The organism is Phaeovulum vinaykumarii (assembly GCF_900156695.1).
Classification (GTDB): Bacteria; Pseudomonadota; Alphaproteobacteria; order Rhodobacterales; family Rhodobacteraceae; genus Bieblia_A; species Bieblia_A vinaykumarii.
In genome coordinates this window covers 694020-715669 of sequence record NZ_FTOM01000002.1, presented here as the reverse complement: position 1 = coordinate 715669, position 21650 = coordinate 694020, and the positions used below count along the sequence as shown (strand labels likewise).

Annotated in this window: 19 protein-coding genes and 1 tRNA gene; 7 read left to right on the top strand and 13 right to left on the bottom strand. The window is 68.6% G+C overall.

Translation table 11 applies throughout. The annotated features are described in order from the left end of the window. Positions 1–59: 59 nt before the first annotated feature. From BW949_RS07630 to fumC, 3 genes are all read right to left on the bottom strand, one after another. Positions 60–290 (bottom strand): ribbon-helix-helix domain-containing protein, encoded by a 231-nt coding sequence (locus BW949_RS07630; RefSeq protein ID WP_076364607.1) that lies wholly within the window; start codon positions 288–290, stop codon positions 60–62. A gap of 69 nt (positions 291–359) precedes the next feature. Beyond that, the gene (locus tag BW949_RS07625) at positions 360–581 is read right to left on the bottom strand and encodes a DUF4169 family protein (protein ID WP_076364605.1); all 222 of its coding nucleotides are present in this window, start codon (positions 579–581) and stop codon (positions 360–362) included. A 4-nt stretch (positions 582–585) separates the two neighbouring features. Continuing rightward, on the bottom strand, positions 586–1992 hold the full coding sequence (fumC, locus tag BW949_RS07620; RefSeq protein WP_076364603.1) for a class II fumarate hydratase: 1407 nt from the start codon (positions 1990–1992) through the stop codon (positions 586–588). Positions 1993–2184: 192 nt separating this feature from the next. Here fumC and infC point away from each other — a divergent pair, with 192 nt between their 5' ends. Both infC and BW949_RS07610 read left to right on the top strand, forming a co-directional pair. After that, positions 2185–2787, top strand: a complete 603-nt coding sequence (infC, locus tag BW949_RS07615) for a translation initiation factor IF-3 (protein WP_328585813.1) — start codon at positions 2185–2187, stop codon at positions 2785–2787. Between the two features lie 233 nt (positions 2788–3020). After that, positions 3021–4352 carry an AI-2E family transporter gene (locus tag BW949_RS07610; protein WP_328585812.1) on the top strand — a complete coding sequence of 444 codons (1332 nt, stop codon included), beginning with the start codon at positions 3021–3023 and terminating at the stop codon, positions 4350–4352. Between the two features lie 29 nt (positions 4353–4381). On the opposite strand, the gene BW949_RS07605 is transcribed toward BW949_RS07610, so the two are convergent. The 7 genes from BW949_RS07605 to BW949_RS07575 all read right to left on the bottom strand — a co-directional run bounded on the left by BW949_RS07605 (position 4382) and on the right by BW949_RS07575 (position 12614). Further along, positions 4382–6826, bottom strand: a complete 2445-nt coding sequence (locus BW949_RS07605) for a DUF3772 domain-containing protein (protein WP_159440050.1) — start codon at positions 6824–6826, stop codon at positions 4382–4384. Positions 6827–6969: 143 nt separating this feature from the next. Further along, positions 6970–7998 carry a cysteine synthase A gene (locus BW949_RS07600; protein WP_076364597.1) on the bottom strand — a complete coding sequence of 343 codons (1029 nt, stop codon included), beginning with the start codon at positions 7996–7998 and terminating at the stop codon, positions 6970–6972. A 79-nt stretch (positions 7999–8077) separates the two neighbouring features. Then, on the bottom strand, positions 8078–9259 hold the full coding sequence (locus BW949_RS07595; protein ID WP_076364595.1) for an NUDIX domain-containing protein: 1182 nt from the start codon (positions 9257–9259) through the stop codon (positions 8078–8080). Next, complete coding sequence (locus BW949_RS07590) at positions 9235–9675, bottom strand: TrgA family protein (RefSeq protein ID WP_076364593.1); 441 nt, start codon at positions 9673–9675, stop codon at positions 9235–9237. The genes BW949_RS07595 and BW949_RS07590 overlap by 25 nt, the downstream gene beginning before the upstream one ends. A 4-nt stretch (positions 9676–9679) precedes the next feature. Further along, entirely contained in the window at positions 9680–10897 is a 1218-nt protein-coding gene (locus BW949_RS07585) for an SAM-dependent methyltransferase (RefSeq protein ID WP_083947635.1), read from the bottom strand. A gap of 53 nt (positions 10898–10950) precedes the next feature. Next, the gene (locus BW949_RS07580; protein ID WP_076364591.1) at positions 10951–12366 is read right to left on the bottom strand and encodes a cryptochrome/photolyase family protein; all 1416 of its coding nucleotides are present in this window, start codon (positions 12364–12366) and stop codon (positions 10951–10953) included. After that, positions 12366–12614 carry a DUF2312 domain-containing protein gene (locus BW949_RS07575; RefSeq protein ID WP_076364589.1) on the bottom strand — a complete coding sequence of 83 codons (249 nt, stop codon included), beginning with the start codon at positions 12612–12614 and terminating at the stop codon, positions 12366–12368. Before BW949_RS07575 ends, BW949_RS07580 begins: the two co-directional genes overlap by 1 nt. A gap of 127 nt (positions 12615–12741) precedes the next feature. Between BW949_RS07575 and BW949_RS07570 the strand changes: the two genes are divergently transcribed. Then, positions 12742–12957: a hypothetical protein gene (locus BW949_RS07570; RefSeq protein ID WP_076364587.1), complete on the top strand. Its 216-nt coding sequence runs from the start codon at positions 12742–12744 to the stop codon at positions 12955–12957. 5 nt (positions 12958–12962) lie between these two features. Here BW949_RS07570 and BW949_RS07565 read toward each other — a convergent pair whose 3' ends face one another. The 3 genes from BW949_RS07565 to BW949_RS07555 all read right to left on the bottom strand — a co-directional run bounded on the left by BW949_RS07565 (position 12963) and on the right by BW949_RS07555 (position 16821). Further along, the gene (locus BW949_RS07565) at positions 12963–15092 is read right to left on the bottom strand and encodes an enoyl-CoA hydratase-related protein (RefSeq protein WP_076364585.1); all 2130 of its coding nucleotides are present in this window, start codon (positions 15090–15092) and stop codon (positions 12963–12965) included. 89 nt (positions 15093–15181) lie between these two features. Then, entirely contained in the window at positions 15182–15514 is a 333-nt protein-coding gene (locus tag BW949_RS07560) for a TraR/DksA family transcriptional regulator (RefSeq protein WP_076364583.1), read from the bottom strand. A gap of 107 nt (positions 15515–15621) precedes the next feature. Beyond that, a complete protein-coding gene (locus BW949_RS07555) occupies positions 15622–16821 on the bottom strand; it encodes a FliM/FliN family flagellar motor switch protein (RefSeq protein ID WP_076364581.1) in 1200 nt (399 codons plus the stop codon). Between the two features lie 217 nt (positions 16822–17038). On the opposite strand from BW949_RS07555, the gene BW949_RS07550 reads away from it, so the two are divergent. From BW949_RS07550 to BW949_RS07535, 4 genes are all read left to right on the top strand, one after another. Beyond that, positions 17039–17113 (top strand) — tRNA-Gln (locus tag BW949_RS07550). Positions 17114–17308: 195 nt separating this feature from the next. Further along, positions 17309–18730: a zinc metalloprotease gene (locus BW949_RS07545; protein WP_076364579.1), complete on the top strand. Its 1422-nt coding sequence runs from the start codon at positions 17309–17311 to the stop codon at positions 18728–18730. After that, complete coding sequence (locus BW949_RS17025) at positions 18639–19094, top strand: hypothetical protein (protein WP_076364577.1); 456 nt, start codon at positions 18639–18641, stop codon at positions 19092–19094. Before BW949_RS07545 ends, BW949_RS17025 begins: the two co-directional genes overlap by 92 nt. Before the next feature lie 170 nt (positions 19095–19264). Beyond that, a complete protein-coding gene (locus BW949_RS07535) occupies positions 19265–21532 on the top strand; it encodes a methyl-accepting chemotaxis protein (RefSeq protein ID WP_083947633.1) in 2268 nt (755 codons plus the stop codon). Positions 21533–21650 lie beyond the last annotated feature (118 nt).

The window sequence follows — 21650 nt, the reverse complement described above, 5'->3', positions numbered from 1 at the left end:
TCGGCGCGCCGGTTCAGGCCGAACCGGGCCGGGGACAGCGCGAAACCGGCCCCCTGCCCTCAGGCCGCCCCGCGCACCAGGGCGCGGTAATGGGCCAGGACATGCAGCCGGATCGCCGTGGCCAATCCGCAGCGGGCGCCGCGGGCCGCGTCGATCTCTGCCGCCAGGGCATTGATCCCCTTGCCATTCTCCTGAGCGATTTCCCGGAACGCGTCCCAGAACTCGGGTTCCAGCGTGACCGATGTGCGGTGTCCCGCAAGTGTCAGCGAGTGTTTTTGTGGTCGATTCATCTTCCGTTCGAGGCAAAGCCCGTCCTTGGAGCGGATGCCGCCGCCTCGACGCCGTCCGCAGATCCTCGGTCAATCCTCGCGCGGGTTCTCCGCGCTCTGTCCATCGTCAGAACGGGCCGGCTCGCGTTGATGCGCCTCGAGCCGGGCCTTCTCCATGGCCGTCTGCGCCTCGCTCAGACGACGCTCGGCCTTGTCGCGCCCGAAGCGGGCCGCGTTTTCGTCCCCGCGCGCGCGTTTCTCTGCGCGCGCGCGGTTCTTGCGTGCTTGCCGAAGGTTGACGACCTCGGCCATGAGGTCAGTCCTTCGGGCCGATCATGTCCTCGGGACGCACGATGCGATCGAACGTCTCGCCATCGACGAAGCCCAGATTGATCGCCTCCTCGCGCAGCGTGGTGCCATTCTTGTGCGCGGTCTTGGCCACCTTGGTCGCATTATCATAGCCGATCGTGGGCGCAAGCGCCGTGACCAGCATCAAGCTTTCCTTCATCAGCTTCTCGATGCGGGCGGTGTTGGCCTTGGTGCCCACCACCATGTTGTCGGTGAACGAGCTGGCCGCATCGCCCAGAAGCTGCATGCTTTGCAGGACGTTATAGGACATCATCGGGTTGTAGACGTTCAGCTCGAAATGGCCCTGGCTGCCGGCAAAGCCCACCGCCGCATCGTTGCCCATGACATGGGCGCAGACCATGGTCAGCGCCTCGGCCTGGGTCGGGTTGACCTTGCCGGGCATGATCGACGAGCCGGGTTCGTTTTCCGGCAGGATCAATTCGCCCAGACCCGAGCGCGGCCCCGAGCCCAGAAGGCGCATGTCGTTGGCGATCTTGAAGAGCGAGGCCGCCACCGTCTTGAGCGCGCCCGAGAACATCACCATCGCGTCATGCGCGGCCAGCGCCTCGAACTTGTTGGGCGCGGTGACGAAGGGCAGATCGGTGATCTCGGCGATGCGCGCGGCGACCATCTCGGCCCAGCCCTTGCGGGTGTTCAGCCCGGTGCCGACCGCGGTGCCGCCCTGCGCCAGCTCATAGATCTGCGGCAGGCACATCTCGATGCGCTTGATGCCCATGGCGACCTGATGCGCATAGCCCGAGAATTCCTGGCCCAGCGTCAGCGGCGTGGCATCCTGCGTATGGGTGCGGCCGATCTTGATGATATCCTTGAATTCTTCGGACTTGGCCTCCAGCGCGGCATGCAGCTTGCGCAGCCCCGGCAGAAGCACGTCACGCGCATGCATGCCGATGGCGACATGCATCGCGGTCGGGAAGGTGTCGTTCGAGCTTTGCCCCATGTTGCAATGATCGTTGGGGTGAACCGGGGTCTTCGAGCCCATCACGCCGCCCAGGATCTCGATCGCGCGGTTCGAGATCACCTCATTGGCGTTCATGTTCGATTGCGTGCCCGAACCGGTCTGCCAGACCACCAGCGGGAAGTTGTCGTCGAACTTGCCTTCGATCACCTCGGTGGCGGCGGCCACGATGGCGTTGCCGATCTCGGGCGTCATGGTGCCCAGCGCCATGTTCGACAGCGCGCAGGCCTTCTTGATCACCCCCAGCGCGCGGATGACCGGCACCGGCTGGCGTTCCCAGCCGATCGGGAAATTCATGATCGAGCGCTGGGTCTGTGCGCCCCAATACTTGTCCGCGGGAACCTCGAGCGGGCCGAAGCTGTCGGTTTCGGTCCGGGTGGATTGCGCCGTCTGGGTCATGGGAAACCTCCTGAAATCCTTCGCGGCGTCTTTAGTCCCGCGGGCCGGTCTTTGCAATTGGTATACGACAGTATGCCAACTGTCGAGCGATTCGAACTTTCCGGTTTCCTCAACCCGAAGCTGCACCGCGTGCCGGCCCGGCCGCCGAAATGCCGCGCGTCAGCATCAGGATGCACCGTCAAAGGCGGTTGAATCCCGGAACGGCGAAAGCTATTTTCCGCGGCAATCCATTTCGGCCATAGAAGGAGTGCCGCCATAGCTCGTCGCCCACACAACGCCCCGCCCCAGCGCGATACCGGTCCCCGCGTCAACGACCGCATCCGCGCCCCGGAGATCCGTCTGATCGGAGCGGAAGGCGAGAACGTCGGGGTCGTGACCCCCGCCAAGGCGCTTGCCATGGCTCAGGAAGCGGGCCTCGATCTGGTGGAGATCTCGCCCACGGCCAAGCCGCCGGTCTGCAAGATCATGGATTTCGGCAAGTTCAAGTATGAACAGCAAAAACGCGAAGCCGAAGCCCGCAAGAAGCAGAAGGTCATCGAGATCAAGGAGATCAAGTTCCGCCCCGGCACCGACACGCATGATTATGACGTCAAGATGCGGTCGGTGATGAAATTCCTGTCCGAGGGCGACAAGGTCAAGATCACGCTGCGCTTCCGCGGCCGCGAGATGGCCCACCAGCAGCTGGGGCTCGAGCTTCTCAACCGCGTCAAGGATGACGTGGGCGAGGCCGGCAAGGTCGAGAGCATGCCCAAGCTGGAAGGGCGGCAGATGGTGATGATGATCGCCCCCCGCTAAGCGCGCGCGCACTGCGTCTTCCAGGCCGCGGCCCGTGCCGCGGCCTTTTGCATGCGCCGCCCCCCCTTGTGCCCGCCTGCGCGCCCATCTGCCGCCGCGGCAGACCCTGCGCCCCTGCCGCCGCCGCGGCAGACCGTGCGCTTGTCAGCGCCCGGCGCGCTCACTAGCTTGGGCGCAAGGCCGCGCGGGGCACGTGCGGCACGCAGCGCGCAAGACCATCCGGGAGGATCCAGGTGACGGTCGAACATCCCGAAACGCCACGCGGCGACGGGCAGAAACAAAGCGACGGGCAGGACCGGGGCGGCAGGACCGCCGACACCGCGACGACCGCACCCGAAACCGACGCAACGGCCGGCGCAGGCAGCGTCACGGGCGGCATGACGGGCGCCGGCCCCGTCGGCGGCCGCATGGCCGGGCTTCTTGCCCCGTCGTCGTCGCTGCCGCGGCTGGCACAACTGCAAACGCTGTTTCTGGGCATCATCGCCTTCATCCTGGGGCTGTTCCTGCTGTCCGAGGCGCGATTCATCCTGATCTCGCTGGTGGTGGCGATCATCATCTTCTCGCTGACCTCGGAGGCGATCCGCATCATTGCGCGGCTGCGGCTGGGGCCGGTGCATGTGCCGGTCTGGCTGGCCTCGATCGCGGCGCTGCTGCTGATCTCGACGGCGCTGCTGACCGCGGCGGCGGTCGTTGTCGCCCAGGTCAACGAAGTGCTGACACTGGCGCTGAGCTATGCCGAGCCGATGCAGAAGACCATCGCCGAGATGTTCGGCTGGATGGGGGCCGATGTCGAAGCCGCCATGCTGGACACGATGCGCACCATCGGCCTGCCCAGCTATCTGCGCACCCTTGCCGGCCAGGCCTCGAGCCTGCTGTCGGCCAGCGTGCTGGTGATCCTGTTCGTGGGCTTCCTGTTCGCCGAGCGGATGTGGTTCGAGACCAAGCTCCTGCGGCTGGCCGGCGACCAGGGTCAGGCGCGCCACACCGCGCAGGTGGTGGCCACGATCATGCATCGCGTCAACCGCTATCTGCTGGTCAAGACGGGCGTCAGCGCGGTGACCGGCGCCATCGTCTATGCCGTCTTCCGCGCCGCCGGGTTCGACCTGGCCATGCCGGTGGCGGTGCTGACCTTCGCGCTGAACTTCATCCCGTCGCTGGGCTCGATCATCGCCACCGCCGCGGCGGCGCTGGTGGTGCAGGTGCAAACCGGCGATCCAGGCACCTCGATCGCGGTGCTGGGCGGTCTGGGGCTGGTGCAATTCGTGATCGGCAACATCATCGACCCGATGCTGATGGGCCGCGCGCTGCGGCTTTCAAGCTTCGGCATCATCATCTCGCTGGCCTTCTGGGGCGCGATCTGGGGCTTGCCGGGCATGTTCCTGGCGGTGCCGATCATGGTCGCGCTGATGATCGTGGCCACGCAAAGCCCGGCGCTGCATCCGCTGGCCGTGGCGCTGTCGCGCGAGGGGCTGGTCGAGGCGACGCCCGATATCGACGCCCCGTCCCCCGAGGCTCCGTCCCCCGAGGCTCCGTCCCCCAAGACCCCGTCCCCCGAGCCGCGCTGAGCAGACAGCGCTGATGCACCGCTGCGCGCCTAGCGCCCGTCGCCGTCCCCGTCGCCGTCCCCGTCGCCGTCCGCATCGGGGTCGTTGTTGAAGGCGATGCTGGCGCGGTCGGGCAGCGCGGGTTTCCCCGACGGCGCGGGGGACGCGGGCGCGACCGCCTGCGGGGCAGACACCAAAGCCTCGGGATTGCGCAGCCAGACATCGCGCTGGGCATAGGGGATCTCGATGCCCTCGGCCTTGAACCGCTCGGCGATCTGGTGGTGCATCTCGGAATTGACCGACAGCTTGAAGTTCACGTCCGACAGCATGACGCGGATCTCGAAGTCCAGGCTGTCGGCCCCGAAGCCCATGAAATAGACGCGCGGCGGCGGGTCGACCATGACCAGCGGATGCGCCTCGGCGATCTCGGTCAGGATGCGTTCGACCTTGCGGGTGTCGGTGCCATAGGCCACGCCCACCTTGACGATCAGACGCCCCGTGACATTGCCGCGCGTCCAGTTGGTGACCTGGCCCGCCACCAGATCGGCGTTGGGCACGATCACGTCGGTGCGGTCGAAGGTCTCGATCCGGGTCGAGCGCACCGAGATATCCTTGACGATGCCCATCTGGCCGCCGACCTCGATCCAGTCACCCTGCGAGATCGGACGCTCGATCAGCAGGATGATCCCCGAGACGAAGTTCGACACGATGTTCTGAAGGCCGAAACCGATGCCGACCGACAGCGCCCCGGCGACGATGGCCAGCGACGACAGGTCGATCCCCGCGGAGGTGATCGCCAACAGCGCGGCGGCGAAAATCCCCACATAGCCGACCCCCGACACGACCGCATTGCGCCCGCCGGTGTCGAGCTTGGTGCGCGGCAGCACCGAGGATTTCAGCGCCCCCTGCATCAGCCGCGTCAGCCCGTAGCCCAGCGTGAAGACGACCCCGAAGGTCAGCAGCGCCGTCGGCGACAGCCGCACCCCACCCAGGTCAAACCCGTTCTGGAACCGCGTCCAGACCTCGGCCAGATCGTCGGGCCGCGCGCCCCAGATCAGCGCCAGCACCGGCACCGCGGCCAGCGACAGCGCAAAGCCGATCAGAACCGGGGCCAGCGAATCCTCGTCGCCCTCAAGGCGCATGACGAAGGCATAGAGATTGTTGACGAAATTCAGAACGACGAAGACCAGGCCGATCACCCCCAGCGACAGCATGGTCGGCCAGATCAGCGCATTGGCCGCCGCGACATAGCCGATCACGGCCAGCAGCGGGCCCAGGATGGCCACGATCAGCGTGCCGGTGCCGACCAGGCCCGCAAGCCGGTCGCGGAAGGGCTGTTCCTCGCCCTCGGGGCCGCGCGGGCGGCGGCGCAGCAGCAGACCGAAGCGGAACAGGAGCAGCCCGCCGACCACCACCAGCGGCAGCTCGATGACCGCGGCGGCGGCTTCGGTGGCCTGATCCATGACGACCTGGCGCGCCTCGCCCCACAGGTTGGCGACCCCGCGGCTGACCCCGGGAAGCGGCACGATTGCCGTCTGGACCAGCGTCAGGAGCGCCAGCACGAGGCCCATCATCGACACGAGGAACCGCCCCTCGGCCCGCCGATCGGGCCACAGCCCCAGAGGCGGTTCGTCCATTTCGGCGCGGGGGAAGACCCGCCCGCCCAGCCAGATCGCGGCAAAGAGGAACAGCCCCGCCAGCGGCAGATGCCCGAGAAGCGCCTCGCCTTGCGTGCCAAACAGCCCCGTCTCGCGCAACGCCGACACCAGCAGCGTCAGCCCCGCCAGCGGCAGCGCGATCTGGCCCAGCGACACCAGCGTGCCCACCGCCCGTTGCCCGCGCAGGGCAAAGAGACGCGACAGCCGCGACGACAGCCGTTCGATCCAGCGCCGCCCGCGCGCCATGAGAACCAGCGCCAGCGCCAGAAAACCCACGATCGCCGGCGCATTGGTCTTGAGATCGGACCGCGCGGTGTCCCGCGCGGCGTTGCGCAGGATCTCGTCCATGATCTGCTGGCCGGCCGCGTTCACCCGCTTGAGCGCGCCGGGCCAGTTGGCCGGATTGGCCGGCGTGGGCGACAGGCGCAGAAGCTGATCCGCCTGACGTTCGCGCAAGATCCGGTCGATCTCGCGGATGATGCCGTCAGCGCGCGAGAACGCCTCGACCGCGGCCAGGCCCGGCGCCTCGAGCTGGGCCAATTGCTTGGTCAGCGCGGTGCGGCGCTGGGCGATTTCGCGGGCTTCGGTCTGGCCTTCCTCGGGCGGGTCGCCCAGCGCCGCGATCTGGCCGCGCAGCGTCTGGATCCGCTCCTTGTTGGCGTCCTGCGCGGCGGTGAACTGGGTCCGCCAGTTGACGATCTCGTCGCGCAATTCCTTGAAGGCGGCATCCGAGGCGCGGGCATCGGCCACGGCGCTTTCGGCGCGCTTGGCCACGGTTTCCCAGGCCCTGTAGTCGGGGCCGGCGTTTTCGGTGGCGGCCGCAAGCGGCAATGCCATCGGCGCGGAGAGCCCCGCCGCAAGCGTCAGGGCCAGGAAAACACGAACCAGGATTCGCGCCAGAATTTGCATCTATCGAACACCTCTGCTCCGCCGCACGCCGCTTCGCCGCCCGGCATTTGTCTTTTTCTGCGCTCTTGCCGTCAGAGGAACACTTCGGGCAGGCGCGACGCGTCCCCGTCCATCCAGGCCGGAACCGGCAGGTCGCGGGCCTTCAGGAACGCCGGATTGAACAATTTGGACTGATACCGCGTGCCGCTGTCGCAAAGCACGGTGACAATGGTGTGGCCCGGACCCATCTCGCGGGCCATGCGCATGGCCCCGGCGACATTGACCCCGGACGACCCGCCCAGGCACAGCCCCTCGTGGGCCAGCAGGTCGAACAGGACCGGCAGCGCCTCGGCATCGGGAATGCGGCACGAGAAATCGGGGCGGAAGCCTTCCAGATTGGCGGTGATGCGCCCCTGCCCGATACCTTCGGTCACCGAACTGCCCTCGGAGCGCAGCTCCCCTTCGGTGTAGAAGGCATGGAGCGCCGCGCCATCGGGATCGGCCAGCCCGATCTTGACCCCGCGCGGGGCCAGCGCCGCGGCCACGCCCGCCAGCGTGCCCCCCGAGCCCACCGCGCAGATGAAGCCGTCGACCTTGCCGCCGGTCTGGTCCCAGATCTCGGGGCCGGTCGTTTCCGCATGCGCGCGGCGGTTGGCGGTGTTGTCGAACTGATTGGCCCAGATTGCGCCGTTTGGTTCGGTTTGTGCAAGTTTCTCGGCCAGACGGCCGGAATAGCGCACGTAATTGTTGGGATTCGAATAGGGCGCGGCGGGCACCTGCACCAGTTCGGCGCCGGCCAGGCGCAGCATGTCCTTCTTTTCCTGGCTCTGGGTCTCGGGGATCACGATCACCGAGCGGAACCCCATCGAGGCCCCCACCAGCGCCAGCCCGATCCCGGTATTGCCGGCGGTGCCCTCGACGATGGTGCCGCCCGGCCGCAGGGCTCCGCGCGCCACCGCATCGCGGATAATGTAGAGCGCGGCGCGGTCCTTGACCGACTGGCCGGGGTTCATGAATTCCGCCTTGCCCAGAATGGTGCAGCCCGTGGCCTCGGAAGGGCCGCGCAGGCGAATCAGCGGCGTGTTGCCGATCAGCGCGGCAAGGTCTTGGGCGTGGGGCATGGGACGGCTCCTCAATTGCTGGCAGGGCGCGACCGATCGTCTCGGCCCCTCACAGACTTAGGGCCATGCCCGCAAAGCCTCAAGCCAAACCCGCCGCCCCGCCCGCCGCAGCCCGCAAGGCGGCACGTTCGCGCGCAAGCCAGAGCGCCAGCACCAGCAGCGTGCCGGTCGCCACCTCGCCCGAGGTAACGGCGGCCATCAGTTCGTCGAAGCTCAGCACATGGCTGCGGATGTCCTCGGCCTCGTGGTCCAGCCCGCCAAGCCCCGGCGCCTGCGTCGACAGATCCGCAATCCCGACAAAGGAATAGACGAATTCGCTCATCGCGCCGGGGGTCGGGTAATAGTTCGGCGCCGCGATCAGGCGCGACAGATGCAGGCCCGCTTCCTCGGCGGTCTCGCGCCGCGCGGTCGTCTCGGGGCTCTCGCGCGCCTCCATCCGCCCGGCGATGGGTTCCAGCAGCCAGGGCGCCGGGTCGCGCCGCGCCACCGGCCCCAGACGGATCTGTTCGACCACAAGCACCCGGTCAGTCACCGGATCATAGGGCAGCACCACCACCGCGTCGCCCGACACGAAACACGCCCGGTCGAGCGGCCCTTCGGTGCCGCCATCGAAGCGGCGATGGCAGAGGTCGATCTCGTCCAGCCGGAAGAAGCGCGCATAGGCGGGGGTCACCGCGCGGATCTGCACATCATCGGGCGCGGGGCGGTGAACATGGCGGGCCGGACGCGGCGCCCGCGCGCGCAGTTCCGAAGCCGCCCGCCCCAGCATTGCCCCATAGAACCCCATGCGCCGCGCGGCGGGCACATGACCGAACCCATCCATGAATTCGGCCGCGGCGATGGTGACGGTTTCGCCCCATTCGGCCTGCCAGCGCGCGAAATCCCACGGGCGCACATCCGGCGGCGGGGGGCCTTCGGCGCGCCACAGACGCGCCTCTTGAGGGCCGGCGGGCGTGTCGACCCGGACGGTTTCGGCCCGGTGCCCGGCCTCGTAATAGGTCAGCCGTTCGAAATCCTCGGCCGTCAGGGGGGGAATGAACAGCCCTTCGACCCCCGCGCCGGGCGTGGGGTCGGGGACAAGGCGCGGCCAGCTGGCTTCGACGCCATCGACCATCTCGACGACCAGCCTGTGCCCCGGCAGGAACGCCGGCTGACCCACGGCGCGCGCATGGCCCAGAACGGCGGCGCGCAAGGGCGCATGGCGCAAGGTGCCATGAACGAAGACCGCCCCTCCCATCAGCGCCACCGCCGTGCCGCCCATTCAGCCGCGACACCCGTCACGATCCCGCCGGCCAGCAGCATGGCCAGCACGCGCGGGTCGCGCAGATATTCGGAAAACCGCAAGGCAAGCCCCACCACATCCACGAGCGCCTCCATCGGCGCGTCATAGCGGCGCCGCAGCGCCAGCGCGATCATCTCGGCGAAGGACACGCCGAGAAGCGCGCCGAGCACCGTCATCACCATGCCCTGAAGCCCCATCGACACCGCCCCCAGATAGCCGCGCCCGACGCGGTCGCCGGTCAGCGTCCATCCCATGAACAGGCCGACCAACGCCACGAAGCCCGGCAACCAGGAGACATTGCGCACCTCGGCCATGGCCAGGACGACGATCTCGGCCGCGCTCGCCCCCGTCGCGGCCATGAGAAGCGCTGCGACGAGTTTGGCGGCCGTTGGCATGGGGTCAGCGTCTCTCGAGGAAGGTCTGGATCACGTCACAATGTCCGCTCTCGAAGGCGCCGAAGCAAGAGGCGAGATACAAATTCCACATGCGCCGGAACCGCGCATCGAAGCCCAGCGCCTCGATCTGCGGCCAGGCGGCGCGGAAATTGTCGTGCCAATGGACCAGCGTGCGGGCGTAGTCGCGGCCGAAATGCTGCGTCTCGACCGTGTGCAGACCGGCCGCGCCTGCCCGCGTGGCCAGCACGCCCGGCGCCGCCAGCATGCCACCGGGGAAGATGTATTTCCGAATGAAATCAACATTCTTGCGGTAGCTTTCAAAGCGCGCATCATCCACGGTGATGACCTGGAGCCCCGCCCGCGCGCCCGGCGCCAGACAGCGCGAAAGCGTGTCGAAATAGGACGGCCAATAGGCTTCGCCCACGGCCTCGAACATCTCGATCGAGGCGATGGCGTCAAAGCGGCCCTGCACGTCGCGGTAGTCCTGAAGACGCAGATCGACCCGGTCGGCCAGCCCCGCCGCCTGGATGCGCGCCTGGGCATAGTCCAGCTGCGCGCGGCTGATGGTGATGCCGGTCACGCGCAGGCCCCGTTCGGCGGCGGCATATTCGGCAAAACCGCCCCAGCCGCAGCCGATCTCGAGGACATGATCGCCCGGCTTCACCCCCAGCCCGTCGACCAGCGCGGCATATTTGGCGCGCTGCGCCTCGGCCAGCGGCTGATCGGGTGCGGTGAAACGCGCCGAGGAATAGCTCATCGTCTCGTCGAGCCAGAGCGCGTAGAAATCGTTGCCCAGATCGTAATGGTGGGCGATGTTGCGCCGGGCCTGAGCGCGGGAATTGTCGCGCAACCAGTGGCGGAAGCGTTCGTAGGCGCGCACCAGGCCTTGCCCCGGAAAGCCGTCATAAAGCTCCTCGTTGCCGGAATGGACCAGCAGCATGAACGCCATCAGGTCGGGGCTGTCCCAGGCGCCGTCCATATAGGCCTCGCAGAAGCCCAGATCGCCCTCGCGCACCAGACGGGCGAAAATGTCGGGGTCGTTCACGATCAGCTCGGCCTCGGGGCCCGGCGCGGCACCGGCGGCCACGAAACGGCCGTTGTCGGGCAGCACGAAGGTCAGCCGCCCGCGCGACATCTTCTGCGCCGCCCGGAACACCTGGGGAAAATAGCGCGGAAGGGTGTCGGCGTCAGACAGCGCCTTGCGGGTTTCCATGTCGAGCATCGCGGGCCTCCGAAGGGTTAATTCTTTGGTTACGGGGGCCCGCCGAGGTCGGATCACTTTTTGCGCGGCAAGTGCTCATAAGCCGCAAGCGCGCGGCGCCGCCCCTCGTCCAGCGCCACAAGCGGGCGCGGATAGGGTCGGTCGGGCGACAGGTTCCAGGCCCGCGGCACGGCGTCGAAATAGGCGCGCGCGGTGTCGGGCGGAGCGGGCTGACCCTCGGCGATCCAGGCACGGCGATAGCGGCCGTGGGGGTCGAATTTCGTGGCCTGGGTGGCGGGGTTGAAGATGCGGAAATAGGGCGCAGCATCGGGGCCGCAGCCGGCCACCCATTGCCAGCCCATCGCATTCGCGGCCGGGTCCCAGTCGGTCAGGCAATCGGCAAACCAGGCCAGCCCCACGCGCCAGTCGGTCAACAGATGTTTGGTCAGATACGAAGCCGCGATCATCCGCGCGCGATTATGCATCGTGCCGGTGACATACATCTGGCGCATGGCGGCATCGACAAAGGGCTCGCCGGTCAGCCCGCGCCGCCAGGCCTCGGCGGCGTCATTATCGGGTTTCCAGTCGAATTCATCCCATTCCGGCCGCCAATTCTGGTGGTCCATGTCGGGAAAGTGATAAAGCAGGTGCCAGGCGAATTCGCGCCAGACCAGCTCCTTCAGGAAATGCTCGGCCCCGCGCGCGCCTTGCGCCAGCGCCGCCTGACCGGCGTGCCAGATCGTGCGCGGGCCGATCTCGCCCCAGGCCAGGTTCTCGGACAGACCCGAGGTCGCGGGCTCGGCGGGAAAGTCGCGCAGCGCGCGGTAGCCGTCGATACGATGCGTGATGAAGGCGGCCAGGCGGTCTCGGGCGGCTGCTTCGCCCACCACGGCATGGCGGGCCAGCACCTCGGCACCGCGCCGCATCGCCGCCCCCATCGCCCAATCCGCAAGCCGGTCCGAGACCGGCCAGGCCTCGGGCGCGGGCCAGTGGGCGGGCGCGGGTTCGGGCGCGGCCACGGGGCGATCCTTCACCGCGCGCCAGAAGGGCGAATAGACCCGGTAGGGCCCGCCCTGCCCGGTCTCGACCGACATCGGCTCGAAGATCACATGGCCGGCGTGGCTCTCGACCCGCAGCCCGGCGGCGCGCAGCTCGGCCTTGACGGCGCTGTCACGCGCCCGCGACGCCCGATCATAGAGCCGGTTCCAGTGCAGTTCCGCAGCGCCGGTCTCGGCCGCCAGCGCCGCCAGCGCCGCCCCGGCCGGGCCGCGGCGCAGGATCAGCCGCCCGCCACGCGCCGCCAGCGCCTGGGCAAGGACCTCAAGCCCCTGCCCCAGCCGCCATTTCGCCGCCGCGCCCAGCGCCGCGACGCTTTCGTCATGGACAAAGACCGCGATCACCGGCCGCCCCGAGGCCCGCGCCGCGGCCAGGGCCGGGTTCTCGGCCAGCCGCAGGTCGCGCCGCAGCCACCAGAGCGCCGGCGCCGTCATCAGCCCATGCCCAGTGCGGCCTTGTACATCTCGAGGATGGCTTCCTCCTCGGCGATGTCATCCTTGTCGCGCTTACGCATGGCGATCAGCTTCTTCATCACCTTGGTGTCATAGCCGCGGGCCTTGGCCTCGGACATGACCTCCTTCTGCTGTTCGGTGATGTCCTTCTTCTCGGCTTCGAGATGCTCGTATTGCTCGATGAACTGGCGCAGTTCGTCGGCGGCGATGGCATAGCTGGCGTCGGACATGGGTCTTCCTCGGCATGTCGGGAACGGTTCGGACCTAGCTAGCGGCTTGACGCCCGCGCTTCAAGCGCCGGACTTGCGAGCGCGCGGTTCTCGGGCTAGGGCGGGGCGAACCAAGAAGGAGCAAGGCATGGACATGCTGATCTGGGTCGGGACGGCGGTCTCGGGGCTGGGGCTTTTGGGGATCCTGATCTCGGTGGTGGCGGTTCTGCGGCTGCGCCGCAAGGCACTGCCCGACGCCGAGATGCGCGCCGCGATGGGGCGTCTGGTGGCGCTGAACATCGGGGCGATGTTCGTCTCGGTGCTGGGGCTGATGGGCGTGGTTGTCGGAATTCTGCTGGGATAACCCCGTCAGACGTCTGCCGAAGCCGCGTCAATGTCGGAAAACTGCAATTCCTTGCGGAGCAGCACCGACCAGAGTTCGGTCGCGGGGCGCGCCCCTTCCTGCGCCAGTTCGGCCAGGAGCGCATGCAGATGCGCAAGCCCCGCCGTCTCGGCGGCGCGCATGATGCCCGGATGCGCCGGGCCCAACCCCAGCGCCGCGACCGAGATCAGATCCAGATCGCCCGGACGGTCCACCCGCCCCGATTGCAGCGCCCGCATCCCCAGATCCACGCATTCGGCCAGAACCCGCGCGACAATGCCCGCGGCATCGGGCGTCCGGCGCGGGGGCAGTTCGGCGCGCAGGGCCGCAATCAGATCCGCGGTCCCCTCAGAGGGGCGCGCGGTCCCGTCCCGCCAGTCGTGAAACCCGCGCCCGGCGTCGCGGCCAAGGGCGCCATCGGCCACCAGCATCAGCAAAAGCGGCCCCGGCGCCAGACCATGCGCGCGCAACCCGGCACTGAGCGGCGCCAACCCTAGCCGGTCCGCCGTGGCCAGGGGGCCCTCGGCCAGGCCCCAGCCACAAACTGCGGCATCGACCGCCGCAGGGCTGGCGCCGGCCATCACGCAGCGCTCGGCCGCGGCAATGGCGGCAAAGAGCACGCCTTCGGCCAGCGGGCGTTCGGCCAGACCGACCGGAACCGCACAATGCCCCAGCGCATCAAAGGCCCGCAGCGCGCGGGTCTGCGCGCCCCGGCTCAGCCGCTGACACATGCGCGCGGCGGGGCGGTCGTCCTCGGGCAGGGCCATGACCTCGGCCAGGCCGGGCGCCGACAGCGCAAAGGCGGCACAGCCCCCGCAGCCCTGCTCAGGCCTCTCATGGCAGGCCGGCGGAAAGGCGGGGCGGCCGGTCCCGGCCTCGAGCGCCAGAACCGTCTGCGAGCCCAGCGCATGCACGAGGGTCTGCGGAGCCGGCCCGCTCAGCGCACAGCGCGCCAGGACCAGGTCGCAATCCGACAGGATCTCGGGGGTGCCGCCGGCATCCACATTGGCCCAGAGCCTCTCGCGCGTCTGCGGGCTGAGCGTCCCGCCGGCGACCCGTGCCTCGTGCCGCCGGGCGATGGCGGTCAGGGCCTCGGCAACGGGGCCGGGGTCCGCACCGCCCAGAACGACCGCGATCCCGGCATCAAGCGCGGCCAACGCCAGCGGCACCGAATCAGTCCCAAGCTGCCACAGGCCCAGACGCGCCGGACGCCCTGCCGCGCCCTGTGCCAGCCGGATGCGTGCCGCAGCCCGCGCCCGGTGCCGCGCCGCCCGGCATTCGGGCGCCGCCAGCAGATCGGCCAGCGCCACCGCGGCAAAGGCCTGCGCGGCGGGCTCGGGCAGAAGATGGGCGGCCTCGGCCACCTCGGCGATCCGGGCGCGCGCGCGGCGCAGACCCGCCGGCCCGCGCCCGGCAAAGGCGGTGATCGCGGCCAGATCGCGGGCAGGATCGGCCAGCCCCGCGTCGCGCGGCCGGATCGCACGGCCGATCCCGTCGCCGCCCGTCTGCGTCTGCGGCCGCAGCAACCGCCGCGCCAGGGCCAGCGCAGCCCCGTCGACCGCACCGGGGGGGATCTCGGCATCGAACAGACCGCTGTCACGGGCGGCCGCGGCCTCGACCTGCCCGCCGTCGTCAAGCCACCCCAGCACCCGCGCCGCGCCGCAATAGCCGATCAGCCGCACGAAGGCGCCGCCCGCGGGAAAGGCCGCCAGACGCGATTCGGGCAGGTGCAGGCGCGTGCCCGAGGCCGCAAGCCGCAGATCCGCCGCCAGCGCCAGTGCCAGCGCCGCGCCCGTCACCACGCCCGAAAGCGCGGCCACCACCGGAAAGGGCGCCACCGCCAGACGCGCAGCCAGGGCGGCCAGCGCGCCCCCGTCCGTTCCCGGCGCCAAGGGTCCGCCCAGCGCGAGCGGATCGCCCACCGCAGGCCATCCCCCCGCCCCGGCCCGCAGGACCAGCGCACCGGGGGGCGCTGCCTCAAGCCGGTCAAGCGCCGCGCCAAGCTCTTCAATCCATTGCGAAACCACCGGCGCAGCCGTCTGCCGGCCCGCACCGATATCCAGCACGCCCACGCCCTCGTGCAGATCCAGCCTGGTCAGGCTCTGCGCTGCCGTCATCGGCCCTTCTCATCCGCATCCCACCTGCGGGCGAGTCTACCGGCCGGGCAGACAGGCGCAACGTGAATTCCGCGAGGCCGGCGCACCGCCTACCGCCGGTCGGCAGCCCGCGCATGGGCCCGGCAAAAGGGCGTTCCGGGCAGAAGATCCAGCCGTTCCTCGGAGATCTTCTCGCCGCAGAAGACACAATCGCCATAGCTGCCATCGGCAATCCGGTCGAGGGCCGCGGCCAGCATGCGCTGTTCGTCCTGCGCCGACAGGCCCAGATCCTCGAGCATCTCGTCATCCTCGCGCTCGGTCGCGCGATCTTCCCAGTCGTGGGTTTCATGCGCGTTCAGCTCGTCCGCGATATGATCGAGACGGCATTCGAGGTCGTTCAGCCGCGCCTCGATCTGCGCCTTGCGCTGGGACAGCGTTTTCATGGCCGCTCCTCCTTGGACCTTTTCCAGAGGATGGCGCATCGGACGGAACCGGCCATGACACAGGTCAATCGCGCCCCGCGCGGCAGCGCGGGAACCGCATGCGCCGATCAGGCCACCGAGCCGATGTCGAGCGGCGGCAGCTCGCCCTCTTCCTCGCCCAGACCGCCAAGGCCCCCCAGTTCGCCCAGACCGCCAAGTTCGCCGGTCTCGTCCATGGGTTGCCCGAAATCGGCCATCGGCAGGGCGCCATCCTCCGCACCCGCGTCGCCAAGCCCGACAAGCCCCATCGCGTCCGAAGTCAGCGGAATGTCGTCGGCGGGGGCCGCGCCGGAAGGGCCAAGCCCCATGGCAGCGGCAGCACCGCTGTCGTCGGCCTGAAGGTCCGGCGCGGCCTCCTCGTTGCCCAGACGCGTCAGGCGCACGGCACAGAACCCGCGATGCTGGCCCAGCCGCCCATGCGCCACGACGCGCCCGCCCGCCCCTTCGAGCGTGAGATTCTCGAGCGCGGCCATCGGCACGGGCAGCACCGTGCCCGCCTTGAAGCCCAGAACCGCCGACAGCGGCAGCGACACGCGATGCAGCGTGGCCCCCAGCGCGACCTGCGTGGTCAGCAGCGTGCGTTCCATCTGATCTTGCCATTCGGCCTGGATCTGCGCGGCATCGCGCGGTGTGGTCTGCTCGCCCTCGGCGGTGACGCGCGGCCCGGCACCGCGGCCGATGGCCGGCAAGGCGATGATGAAATTGCCCTGCCGGTTGGCCGCCGCCCCCAGTTCGAGACGGCAATCGAAGACGCGATAGCCCACATCCTCGAGCAAGAGCCCCAGGGGACGCGGATCATCCAGGAACGAGGCGTAGCGATACCCCCCCATCCAGGTGATATCGGCATGGGCCGCCATGATTTCCTCGACCTTGCCCAGCGTCTCGTCGATGAAATCCGCCGACATCGTGGCATCCGTGCGCGTGGGTTTGCGCGGGGCTGGCTCACCCGACGAGATGCGGCCGGTGGTCTGCATCTCGATCAGCGTGGCCAGCAGGGTCGGCGACAAGGCGATCAGCCCCAGCGATTCGCCCGGCCCCTCAAGCACCGCAAGAAGCGCCTTTTCGGGCAGCGCCTCGGGCAGGTCTGCCAGGCTCATGCGTTTCTCGCGCGCCTCGGCGGCGCGGATGGGCAACCCCATGAGTTCCTGCCCGGCATGGGCCAACGCCTGGCCCAATGTGCGCATCGGCGTGATCGGCGCCCCTTCTCGGACCGGGCGCACGGCGCCCACCTTGCGGCGCAGGATGTTCTTCTCGATTTCCTCGGTCATTCCCTTGCCCGCCCCCCTGACGGAGATGGCTTCCTGCTCGTCTGCAACTGCCCAAGGCATGACAGAACAGGGTTTACAATTCGTTGCCGCATGCGTTGCCGCCTGCGTTGCCGCGCGCCATCTCCCCCGCCGGGACAAGCGCTTGCGCAGGAAACCGAAAAAGGGCGAAATTTCCCCTTGCAGAGCCCCCGCCCCTTGGCTAAACAGCGCCCCACGTTGGGGCGTAGCCAAGTGGTAAGGCACCGGTTTTTGGTACCGCGCACCGTAGGTTCGAATCCTACCGCCCCAGCCATTTCTCCCGCTTGGCAACTATATTGCAGGGTTTACGCCTGTTTTCCGTGGCTTCGCCGGCACGCCCTTCGCGCCGCGCAACCCTGACGAATGCGCAAGCACGATCTTTCGCGTCATTCAATGATATGGCTCATATGCGCCTTTCTTTCTTCGCGGTTCACTCGTCCCACCGACAGCTTGGCAGGAGGGGGCAGCGATGCGGTGGCAAGGCCTGGGCCTTTCGCTTTTCATGGGGGCGCTTTTCATGGGGGCGCTGGCCGGAACGGCCGCGGCCGACACGCATTTCCCGCCGCGCGGGACCATCGAGGTGTCGGTCTATCCGTGCCTTTTCGCCAAGGCCGTCCTGCCCGGATCGTCGGGCGACACCCAGGGCGGCACGGGCATTCCGGGCATCGGGCTGGGGGATCCACCCGCCGGGCCGGGGCTGGGTCCGCCGCCCTTCGGCAGCGCGGCCGATCCCGCGCCGGGGGTCATCAGCTATCCCGATGTCCCCCCGGCGGACGAGGCCGTCTATCGGGATCGCATCGAGAGGGCCATCACCTTCTGGAACATGAACGGCCGGTCGGATGCGCGTCTTTTCGAAATGGATCTGCGCTGGACCGACTGGGCGCCGATCCCGATCACCTGGGACGCCGCGGCCAATCCCCCCTTTCCCAACGATCGCAGCATCGAGGCCAATGCCTGCCTGCAAGCCCATACCGAGGCCGGAGACCTGAAGCGCGGCGGCATCAAGCTGCTGCTGTTTCACCCCTGGCATGACACCTATGGCGCCGGCAACGGCATCGCGGTCTTCGGCACCACCAACAACGGCGCCGAGACGCTGGGCCCCGGCGCCGCCGGCATCAACCTGCAAACCGGCACCGTGGCGCATGAAATCGGGCATACGCTGCTTCTGGGCCATTCCTCGGCCTTCATGGCCAACCCGCCCGCGAATACCTATCCCTATGAATACGGCGACGCCTATGACGTGATGGGCCGCAACCGGGTGGATCTGAGCGCCTATCACAAGGACCGGCTGGGGCTGATGCCCTATCAGCGGGTGCGCACGCTTTATGGCTCGGAAAACATGGTCTACCGGCTGGCCGATCCGACCACCGCGGCCAATGGCCTGCACGCCTTGCGCATTCCCATCGACCCGCATGACACCAGCCGCTATTTGCTGGTCGAATATGCCTCGAAATATCGCAATGTCGCGCGCACCGATATCGAGGCGCCGCGGCTCTACATCTACGAGATCGGCCACCCCGACCAGGTGATCTCGGACTGGAGCAACGATCCCGTCCCGCGCAGCAACATGCGCAGCATGCTGCTGTTCCAGACCCGGACCGGGCTGCGGTCGTTCGTCACTCCGATCCAGTCCTACAACCACGACGGGGTCAGGATCGACCTTGTGATGATCGACGGCGACCAGGCCGTGATCCGCGTGCGCAGCAGCTATGCCCAGCGCTGCGTGGCCGGATATGTGTGGCGCGATGCGCGCGCGCGACACCGACCGGATCTGCGTCACCCCGGCCCGGCGCGCCGAAGTGGCCGAGGAAGACGACCTGGCCGCGGGGCGCACCAACGCCGACGGCAGCTGCAAGGGCGGCTTCTATCCGCGCAACCCGCGCGCCGATGATCGCACCTGCGTGCCGGCTTCGGCCGCGACCAAGGCGCGCAGAGAGGATGCGAGTTCCTGGGAACACCGCCTGTCCTCCGAAGTGCGCGGCCCCAACGCCTGCAAGGACGGCTATACCGCGCGGCTGGCCACCGACAACGATTGGGTCTGTGTCACGCGGGACCGGCGCCGCGCGGTGATGGAGGAGAACCGCCTGGCCGACAGCCGGACCGACCGTTCGGGCGAATTCCCAACGTGTAAACAGGGATTTACGAACCGCCTGGCCACGCTTTTCGACCGCACCTGCGTGCCGCCCGACGCCCGCGACAAGGCCGCGCGCGAAAACCGCGACGCCCGCAGCCACATGCGATTTCCGCCGTCCTGAGCGCCCGCACCGCGGTGGGGTGCCGGCGCCAGGCCCCCATCGCGGTGCACACTCCAGATGCCGTTTTCATGACAAACTGATGCGAAAATAGTCAGACGGTTACCCACGCATAAACCTTCACGCGCCAACATCGTCCAAAGCGAACGAATCACAAGTTTCGGGGACGCGCGATGAAACAAAGAACAATATCCGGCGCACTGGACCTCATCGTCTGGATCGCCATGGCGGCGATCATCGTCGGGGCGCTGACGTTCGGCATATTCGCCGGCTACGGCGTCTACGCCGAGCAGCAAAAGGCCGAATTGCGCCGCCTTGTCGAAGACATCGACGAGGTGGAGGCCGGTTTCGTGGCCGCGCGCGAGGCCGAGAAGAGCTTCATGATCGAGCTGCGCGGCAGCCGGATCGAGGAACATCGCCGCATCGTGGCCGAGGTGGCGCAGACGCTGGACCGGACCGAGGAACAGCTGACCGCGCTGGGGCTCGAGACCGAACATCAGGCCCGCATCGCCGATCTGCGCGAACATCTCACGACCTATCAGGCCGCCTTCATGGAAATGGCCGAGACCCACAACCGGCTGGGCCACACCGATGATGACGGGCTGAAGGCCGAGATGCGCGTCGCCGCACGCGATCTCGAGCAGCGCGTGCGGGCGATCGACGACCCCGAAATGCTGGTGCGCGTGCTGATGATGCGCCGCTACGAAAAGGACTTCCTGGTTCGCGGGGATGATTCGCTTCTGGGCGACATCGACACCCAGGCCGGCGAATTCCTCGATATCCTGGCCGGCCTCGGCATCGACGAAGATACGATGATCGCCATCGAGGATTCGCTGATGGCCTATCAGGGATCGTTCTTCACCATCGTCGGCGAGCGGATGGCCCTGCCCCTTCTGGTCGAGGACATGAACGCCACCGTCGCCGCGACCGAAGCCCCGCTGCGCGAGACCGTCGCCGCCGTCCAGGCCGATGTCGCGCGTATCGAGGCCCGCACCATGCTGGTGCAGGGCCTGCTGATGGCGATCTCGGCCGTGGCCATGCTGTGCAGTGTCGTGGCCTTCGTGATATCGGCCCGGCGCCTCTGCCGCCGGATCGGCGCACCGATGGAAGCCGTGACCCATGCGCTCACCGATCTGGCTGCCGGCAAAGAAAACATCACGGTTCCCGAAAGCGACCTGGGCGAGATCACCGAGATCTGCGCGGCGATCGGCACCTTCCGCGACGGGCTGGCCGAACGCGAACGGCTGAAGGCCGAGAGCGAGGCGCAGCGTCTCGAACAGGAGCGGCTCCAGATCGCGCATGCCGAGGAGCGCAGCGCCGCCGCCGAACGCGAACGCCAGATGCTGAGTGAACGCGCCGAGCAGGAGGCCCGCGCGGCCGCCGAGATCGCCGAGGTCGTGGCCGCCTGCGCGGCGGGGGATTTCTCGCACCGCCTCAGCATCGAGGACAAGACCGGCGTCTTCGTGAAGATCTCCCAGGGGATCAACTGCATCGGCGATGCGGCCGAGACCGGTCTGACCGATGCCATGCAGGTGATGCGCGCCCTGGCCAGGGGCGACCTGACCCAGCGCATGGCCACCGATCATCCCGGCATCTTCCGCCAGATCGCCGATGCGGTGAACGATACGGTCGGCGCGCTCGACCGGATCGTAGGCGAGATCCTCGAGGGCGCCGCCGCGATCGATTCAAGCTCGAGCGAGGTCGCCAGCGCGGCCGCGGACATCTCGCAGCGCTCGGAACGTTCGGCCGCGACGCTCGAGGAAACCGCCGCCGCGCTCGAGGAGCTCTCGGCCTCGGTCAAGGCATCGGCCGGCACCGCAGGCGAGGCCCGCACCCTGGCGTCGGACGCGCAGGAACGCGCCAACAGCAGCCAGGAGATCGGCACCCGAACGGCCGAAGCCATCCAGCGGATCGCCGCCTCCTCGGACAAGATCTCGAAGGCCACCTCCATCATCGAGGATATCGCCTTCCAGACCAACCTCCTGGCGCTCAACGCCGGGGTCGAGGCGGCACGGGCCGGGCCGGCCGGGGCGGGCTTCTCGGTCGTGGCCTCCGAGGTGCGGGCGCTGGCGCAGCGTTCCTCGGAAGCCGCACGCGAGATCAACGGCCTGATCGAGGAAAGCGTGAACGAGGTGCAGCGGGGCGTCGGCCTGGTCGACGCCAATGCCGAAGCGCTGACCTCGGTGCTCGAGGGCATCCGTGCCATCGTGAGCCGGATCTCGCAAATCGCGGACACCAGTTCCGAGCAATCGGTGTCGATCACCGAGCTGACCTCGGCCATGCACAGCCTCGACCGCACGACGCAGGAAAACGTGGCCATCCTCGAGGAGACCACGGCGGCCAGCTCGTCGCTCTTCGATGAAGCGCGGCGCCTCAACGCGGCCGTGGCCCATTTCACCCGCCTCCAGGCGGCAGGTGCACGGGCGATCGCGGCCGAATGAAGAAACGCGCAGGCGGGGCGGCGATGGCCCTGCCTGCGCGGTGTCCTGCCTCAAGTGGGGGGCATGCCCCCGCGGCGCGCGACGCTGTCCCCTGCGCGCAGCAGCGGGGAAAAGACGG

Bases quoted from the DNA above. Each gene is read 5' to 3' on its own strand.
- BW949_RS07630 (WP_076364607.1), bottom strand. From the start codon at position 290: ATGAATCGACCACAAAAACACTCGCTGACACTTGCGGGACACCGCACA.
- BW949_RS07625 (WP_076364605.1), bottom strand. From the start codon at position 581: ATGGCCGAGGTCGTCAACCTTCGGCAAGCACGCAAGAACCGCGCGCGC.
- fumC (WP_076364603.1), bottom strand. From the start codon at position 1,992: ATGACCCAGACGGCGCAATCCACCCGGACCGAAACCGACAGCTTCGGC.
- BW949_RS07605 (WP_159440050.1), bottom strand. From the start codon at position 6,826: ATGGCATTGCCGCTTGCGGCCGCCACCGAAAACGCCGGCCCCGACTAC.
- BW949_RS07600 (WP_076364597.1), bottom strand. From the start codon at position 7,998: ATGCCCCACGCCCAAGACCTTGCCGCGCTGATCGGCAACACGCCGCTG.
- BW949_RS07595 (WP_076364595.1), bottom strand. From the start codon at position 9,259: ATGGGCGGCACGGCGGTGGCGCTGATGGGAGGGGCGGTCTTCGTTCAT.
- BW949_RS07590 (WP_076364593.1), bottom strand. From the start codon at position 9,675: ATGCCAACGGCCGCCAAACTCGTCGCAGCGCTTCTCATGGCCGCGACG.
- BW949_RS07585 (WP_083947635.1), bottom strand. From the start codon at position 10,897: ATGCTCGACATGGAAACCCGCAAGGCGCTGTCTGACGCCGACACCCTT.
- BW949_RS07580 (WP_076364591.1), bottom strand. From the start codon at position 12,366: ATGACGGCGCCGGCGCTCTGGTGGCTGCGGCGCGACCTGCGGCTGGCC.
- BW949_RS07575 (WP_076364589.1), bottom strand. From the start codon at position 12,614: ATGTCCGACGCCAGCTATGCCATCGCCGCCGACGAACTGCGCCAGTTC.
- BW949_RS07570 (WP_076364587.1), top strand. From the start codon at position 12,742: ATGGACATGCTGATCTGGGTCGGGACGGCGGTCTCGGGGCTGGGGCTT.
- BW949_RS07565 (WP_076364585.1), bottom strand. From the start codon at position 15,092: ATGACGGCAGCGCAGAGCCTGACCAGGCTGGATCTGCACGAGGGCGTG.
- BW949_RS07560 (WP_076364583.1), bottom strand. From the start codon at position 15,514: ATGAAAACGCTGTCCCAGCGCAAGGCGCAGATCGAGGCGCGGCTGAAC.
- BW949_RS07555 (WP_076364581.1), bottom strand. From the start codon at position 16,821: ATGACCGAGGAAATCGAGAAGAACATCCTGCGCCGCAAGGTGGGCGCC.
- BW949_RS07545 (WP_076364579.1), top strand. From the start codon at position 17,309: ATGCGGTGGCAAGGCCTGGGCCTTTCGCTTTTCATGGGGGCGCTTTTC.
- BW949_RS07535 (WP_083947633.1), top strand. From the start codon at position 19,265: ATGAAACAAAGAACAATATCCGGCGCACTGGACCTCATCGTCTGGATC.